The organism is Ornithinibacter sp. (assembly GCF_035443565.1).
GTDB lineage: Bacteria > Actinomycetota > Actinomycetes > Actinomycetales > Dermatophilaceae > Fodinibacter.
This window is the reverse complement of record NZ_DAORSO010000018.1, coordinates 24,325-30,236: the sequence shown is the minus strand read 5'-3', so window position 1 is coordinate 30,236 and position 5,912 is coordinate 24,325. Positions and strand designations below refer to the sequence as shown.

At 70.9% G+C, this 5,912-nt stretch carries 7 protein-coding genes and 2 tRNA genes; 8 read left to right on the top strand and 1 reads right to left on the bottom strand.

Annotated features, from left to right (window positions below; genetic code table 11):
• The first annotated feature begins 117 nt into the window (after positions 1 to 117).
• From PLL68_RS03915 to PLL68_RS03885, 7 genes are all read left to right on the top strand, one after another.
• Positions 118 to 191 (top strand) — tRNA-Val (locus tag PLL68_RS03915).
• Positions 192 to 416: 225 nt separating this feature from the next.
• Positions 417 to 929 (top strand): flavodoxin family protein, encoded by a 513-nt coding sequence (locus PLL68_RS03910; protein ID WP_324531827.1) that lies wholly within the window; start codon positions 417 to 419, stop codon positions 927 to 929.
• 117 nt (positions 930 to 1,046) lie between these two features.
• Positions 1,047 to 1,697 (top strand): nucleoside/nucleotide kinase family protein, encoded by a 651-nt coding sequence (locus tag PLL68_RS03905; RefSeq protein ID WP_324531825.1) that lies wholly within the window; start codon positions 1,047 to 1,049, stop codon positions 1,695 to 1,697.
• Positions 1,698 to 1,726: 29 nt separating this feature from the next.
• Positions 1,727 to 2,770: a chorismate-binding protein gene (locus PLL68_RS03900; protein WP_324531823.1), complete on the top strand. Its 1,044-nt coding sequence runs from the start codon at positions 1,727 to 1,729 to the stop codon at positions 2,768 to 2,770.
• Positions 2,771 to 2,773: 3 nt separating this feature from the next.
• Entirely contained in the window at positions 2,774 to 3,616 is an 843-nt protein-coding gene (locus tag PLL68_RS03895) for an aminotransferase class IV (RefSeq protein WP_324531821.1), read from the top strand.
• Positions 3,613 to 4,056, top strand: coding sequence for a PGPGW domain-containing protein (locus PLL68_RS03890; RefSeq protein WP_324531819.1), 444 nt, complete (start codon positions 3,613 to 3,615; stop codon positions 4,054 to 4,056). The genes PLL68_RS03895 and PLL68_RS03890 overlap by 4 nt, the downstream gene beginning before the upstream one ends.
• Before the next feature lie 64 nt (positions 4,057 to 4,120).
• Positions 4,121 to 4,194, top strand: a tRNA-Val gene (locus tag PLL68_RS03885).
• Between the two features lie 211 nt (positions 4,195 to 4,405).
• Here PLL68_RS03885 and PLL68_RS03880 read toward each other — a convergent pair.
• Positions 4,406 to 5,134, bottom strand: coding sequence for a TetR family transcriptional regulator (locus PLL68_RS03880; RefSeq protein ID WP_324531817.1), 729 nt, complete (start codon positions 5,132 to 5,134; stop codon positions 4,406 to 4,408).
• A gap of 80 nt (positions 5,135 to 5,214) precedes the next feature.
• On the opposite strand from PLL68_RS03880, the gene PLL68_RS03875 reads away from it, so the two are divergent.
• The coding region (locus tag PLL68_RS03875) for a thiolase family protein (RefSeq protein WP_502910664.1) at positions 5,215 to 5,912 on the top strand (698 nt) is incomplete at its 3' end.

The window sequence follows — 5,912 nt, the reverse complement described above, 5'->3', positions numbered from 1 at the left end:
AGGCAGCGGCCTGCAAAGCCGCGTACACGGGTTCAAATCCCGTCTCCACCTCGAGAAGTACCCGATCAGCACCACCCAACACAGCAGCATCCACAACAGCATCACCGCACGACCCACGGACGCGTAGCGCAGATGGTTAGCGCACCACCTTGACACGGTGGGGGTCGGAGGTTCGAGTCCTCTCGCGTCCACACTCAACGAAGCCCGCCAGGTTCCTGGTGGGCTTCGTGGTGTTTGCGGGCCGGGGGGCGCCTGCGATCACGCGCTCGACGCTGCCGTGACCGCGGACGCCAACCGTGACCGCGGACGCCAACCGTGACCGACGAGACACCGGTGCAGCCGTCCGGCGGGTCACCTCCGGCGTAGCGTGGAGGCGGCCCTTCGGGCTCGTCGCCCGGGCCGGGAAGGCACGCACGATGGCACGGGCACTGGTGGTCTACGAGTCGATGTTCGGCAACTCCGAGAAGGTCGCGCGAGCGGTCGCGCAGGGTGTCGCCGAGGTCATGCCCGTCAAGCTCGTCGAGGTGACTGTGGCACCGACGGAGCTCGAGGGGGTCGACCTCATCGTCGCCGGTGGCCCGACCCACGCGTTCTCCATGAGCAGGGAGTCGACGAGGCGCGATGCCCGAGTCCAAGGGGCGTCGCAGGGCTCGGTGGCGACCGGACTGCGCGAGTGGCTCGCGAGCCTGCCGGACGAGCACGGCCGATGGTTCGCGGCCTTCGACACCAGGGTGAGCAAGGTGCGCCGCCTGCCAGGGTCGGCAGCCCACAGCGCGGCCCGCGCCGGCCGCCGGCACGGGTTCTCGCAGGCGATCGCCCCGCAGAGCTTCTACGTGCTCGACGTCGAAGGGCCCCTCGCCGATGGCGAACTCGAGCATGCCCGGGTCTGGGGAGCCGCGGTCGCGGCCTCGGTGCCGACGACCGTCTGAGTGTTCCCAGGGCGAAAGGCAGGCGCCGTTCCGCCGTCCGTCAGGCCTTCACGTGGGCAGCGTCCCGCCGCGGTATGGGCTAGCGTCGGTCGTCATCGCTGACGCGGAGGACTGCCGATGACGGACCACGCCGAGGTCGTCGATCACCTGCACCTGGTCGACCGTGTTCTCGCGCTGCGCGCCGCCACGGCTGGCCGGGTGGTCATCATCGGTATCGCCGGTGAGCCTGGGGCGGGCAAGTCCACGCTGGCGGCATCCGTCGTCGCCGCACTCACGGATCGGGGCTGCGCCGCGGTGATCCTGCCGATGGACGGGTTCCACCTCGCGAACGTCGCGCTGACCTCCCTCGGTCTGGCGGAGCGCAAGGGCGCCCTCGAGACCTTCGACGCCGCCGGCTTCGCAGCCCTGTTGGCGAGGATTCGCGCCGAGGGCCCGGACACGGTGTGGGCGCCGACGTACGACCGGTCGGTGGAGGAGTCCATCGCGGGTGCGATCCCCGTGCCACCTGGCACCGAGGTCGTCGTCTCCGAAGGCAACTACCTCCTCGTCGACGAGGGGCCGTGGGCGCAGGTGGGGGAGCTGCTCGACGAGGTGTGGGCCGTGCGGGTCGATGCGGCGATTCGCACCGAGCGGCTCATCGCCCGCCACGTGCGGTACGGCAGGACACCAGCCGAGGCCGCTGCCTGGGTGGCGAGCGTCGATGAACCCAACGCCGCCGTCATCCGGGCCACCCTCGGGCGGGCCGATCTGGACGTGAGCACCGGGTGAGGCAACGGCACACGGCATACGATGCGGGCGTGTCGGAGGCGAGGTTCACGTCGCTCGTGGCCCGCGGTGCCAGCGCCGTCAGCCACGACATCGACGACCTCACGAGCGGCTTCTGGGTGGTGGTGATCACCTTCGAGGGTGAGCTCACCGCCGTGCGGATGGACGACGTCGACCGCACCGAGCCTGTACGACGCAGGGAAGGACGCTCGGATGTCGGTGCGTGGCCGGCGCTGTCGGGCCCGTGGCGCACGAGCCTGGACCGGACGGCGTATGTCGAGGGCGTCTCGCAGATTCGGGGGCGCATCGAGGCCGGGACGGTCTACCAGGTCAATCTCTGCCGCGTGCTCGAGCACGATCTCGACGAGGGGGCCGACATCGCGGTGCTCGGTGACCGCCTCGCCGCGGGGAACCCCGCGCCGTACTCGGCGACCATCGCCCTGCCCGAGGCGGGTCTCGAGCTCGCCTGCGCCTCTCCGGAGGCCTACCTACTGCGACAGGGCGACCTGGTGACGTCGCGGCCCATCAAGGGCACTGCGACGACCCCTGAGCTGCTGCTTGCGAAGGACTACGCCGAGAACGTCATGATCGTCGACCTCGTGCGCCACGACGTGGGCCACGTCAGCCGACCGGGCACCGTCTCCGTCGACCACCTGTGCCGGGTCGAGGAGCACCCCGGTCTCGTGCACCTGGTCTCGGACGTGTCGGGCCGGTTGCGGCCGGGCACCTCGTGGAGGGACCTGCTCGACGCGAGCTTCCCACCGGGGTCTGTGAGCGGGGCACCGAAGCACACGGCGCTGCTCGCGATCGCTGATCTCGAACCGGTCGGCCGAGGCCCCTACTGCGGCGCCGTGGGGTGGATCGACATCGACCGCGACGAGGCCGAGCTCGCGGTCGGCATCCGCACCTTCTGGGTCGCCCGCGATGGTGACGGCCGACGAGTCCTGAGATTCGGCACAGGCGCCGGCATCACGTGGGGGAGCGACGCACAGGGTGAATGGGCCGAGACGGAGCTCAAGGCGGCGCGTCTCGTCGCCCTCGCCGAAGGGGAGGCACCTGCGCGTGCGAAAGTGTGACGCATGACTGACATCAGGATCTGGGTCAACGGGGAGCTCGTCGACGCTGACACCCCCGCGGTGAGCGCGGTCGACCACGGGGTGACGGTGGGCGACGGGGCCTTCGAGACCGCCAAGATCGACCGTGGCGCACCGTTCGCCGTCACGCGCCACCTGCGCCGCCTCGACCGCACGATGGCCGGTCTCGGGCTCCCCCCGGCCGACCACGCACAGATCCACGACGGCATCCGCGCCGTCCTCGACGGTGAGGTGATCGACTTCGGTCGGTTGCGCTTCACGGTGACCGGCGGCAAGGGTCCCTTGGGTTCGGATCGACTCGACTCGGCACTCACGCACATCGTCACCGCCGTCGCGCACGAGCGTCCGGAGGCGCAGGGGTCGGTGGTCACCGTGCCGTGGGTGCGCAACGAGCGGGCTGCCACCGCGGGTCTGAAGACGACGTCGTACGCCGACAACGTCATCGCCCTCGCCTACGCCAAGGAGCGCGGGGCCGTCGAGGCGATCTTCGCCAACACGCGCGGTGAGCTGTGCGAGGCCACGGGCAGCAACGTCTTCGTCGTGCTCGACGGCACCCTGCGCACCCCACCACTGAACAGCGGATGCCTTGCGGGCATCACCCGTGAACTCGTGCTCGAGTGGTGTCGTGAGGACGGGCTCGACATCGTCGAGGAGGCGATGCCCCTCGACGTGCTGGAGCACGCCGACGAGGTGTTCCTCACCTCGTCGATCAAGGACGTCTTCCCGGTGTCGGCGGTCGACGGTCGTGAGCTCGGGGCGCCGGGGCCGGTCACCTCAGCGGCACGTGAGGTGTGGGCCCGGCACGCCGCCAGGGGGATCGATCCGTGACGCCGGAGGAGCGCCGGCACGTCCTGCGTGATGCGAATGACGAGGACGACTGGGCCTGGCGTCGCGCCATCCGCGCAAACCCCACGTCGCGTCGCATCTACCGCATCGCCGTGTTCGTCGTCGGGCTCGTCCTGCTGCTCGGTGGTCTCGCGCTGGTTCCCCTGCCCGGGCCGGGATGGCTGATCGTCATCGCCGGCATCGCGATCTGGGCCTCGGAGTTCGAGCAGGCAGCGCGGCTGCTCGACTTCGTCAAGGCCAAGGTGCGGGCGTGGGAGCAGTGGGTGCGGCGGCAACCGCTGTGGATCAAGGGGCTCGTCGGTCTGGCGACGGCGGCGTTCGTCGGTTGTGTCCTGTGGGCGCTCCTGGTGGTCAGCGGTGTCCCCGGCTTCCTCCCGACGTCGATGGTGACCTGGCTCGAGGGCAACGTTCCGGGCCTGTGACGGGGGGCCGATTTCCGCCGGGCGCGGTGGCCGTATATCCTCGGGCACGCCGTTCACGGCATCCGGATGTGTAGCTCAGTTGGTTAGAGCGTTCGCTTCACACGCGAGAGGCCGGGGGTTCGAGTCCCTCCACATCCACGTAAATGCCCCGACCGCGCCGGCGGTTCGGGGCTCTTGTGTCTGGAGCACGTCGTCAACCGGCGCGCAGGGGCCGAGGTCAGCTACGCCCGGAATGCTGCAACCGCGTCGCGGAACGCGATCACGCCCTACGCCACCGCGCACTGCCCTCGAGGAGGTCATCGACGCCGCGGCCAACGTCCCACCGCCCAGCTCCTCAGACCACGGCTGCTCAGGACCTTCCTGAGCCGTGCTGGGCGCCTGCCGCGACGTCGGGCAGGCCTTCCCAGACCAGGGCGGTGAGCTGGTCGGCGAGCTCGTCGCTGCTGGGGCCGTTCCGGGCGCCACCCTCGGCCATCCAGGAGTCCGCCACGGCTCGGACCATGCCGACGAGCGCCACCCCCCAGAGCTGACACGCCCGCGCGTCGAGGGCAGGTACAGGCGGCGCGGCCGAACCTGATGGACGGCCGGAACCACTGGCGAGGCCCCCTGCGACGAGATCGGCGACGTGCGTGGCGATCCGCCCGGTCATGCCCGCCGCGACGTCACCCTCGGGCCGTTCACCGGCGGGGACCATCGGCGCGTTGACGATGAAGCGGTAGACCTGCGGGTCGTCCTCGACGAGGTGCAGGTACGCGGCGATGACCCCTCGGATGACGGCGCGTCCGCCGTCGCGCGAGCCGTCGGATGCCGGGTCGGCGGCGGCCCTCGTCAGGTCGCGGATGATCGTGGCGTCGACCCGCTCTGCGACCGCCGTGTAGAGGCCGGCGCGGTCGGTGAAGTGCCGGTAGAACACGGTCTTGGACGTGCGGGCGGTGGCGGCGACCTCGTCCATCCCGACCCCGGCGCCGTGGGTGCGGATGGCGAGCAGGGTTGCCTCGACGAGCTCGGCGCGGCGGACGAGGCGGTGCTCGTCCCAGCGCGACCGGCGCCGGTCCGGTGGTGCCTGCGTCACATCCATGCGCGGACGCTAGCAGAAACCCTCAGTACCTGTTACCTTCCGTACCGGATACATCTGCCGACGCACAAGGAGCCCTTCCGGTGACCACCCCCCGCCGCGCCGCCGTCCTCGGCGGCAACCGCACCCCGTTCGCCCGCCAGTTCGGCGCCTACGCGGAGGCCGCGAACCAGGACATGCTCACCGCGGCCATCGAGGGCCTCGTCGCCCGCCACGGCCTCGCCGGGGAACGCCTCGGAGAGGTCGTCGCGGGCGCGGTCATCAAGCACAGCCGGGACTTCAACCTCACCCGTGAGGCCGTCCTCGGCTCCAGCCTGTCGCCGACCACCCCCGCCTACGACATCACCCAGGCCTGCGGCACCGGGCTCGAGGCCGCCATCCTCGTGGCGAACAAGATCGCCCTCGGTCAGATCGAGTCGGGCATCGCGGGTGGGGCCGACTCCGCCTCCGACGCCCCCGTCGTCGTCACCGAGTCGCTGCGCCGCAAGCTGCTGCGTCTGAACCGTGCCAAGACCTCGGCCGACCGCGTGAAGGCGGCCCTGGCGTTCCGTCCGACCGACGTGGGCGTGTCGGTGCCGGCGAACACCGAGCCCCGCACGGGGCTGTCGATGGGTGACCACATGGCGCTGACCGCTGCGCAGTGGGGGGTCACCCGTGAGGCCCAGGACGAGCTGGCCCTGGCCAGCCACGTCAACCTCGCCGCCGCCTACGAGCGCGGCTTCTTCGACGACCTCCTCACCCCGTACCTCGGCCTGACCGTCGACCAGAACCTGCGCCCCGG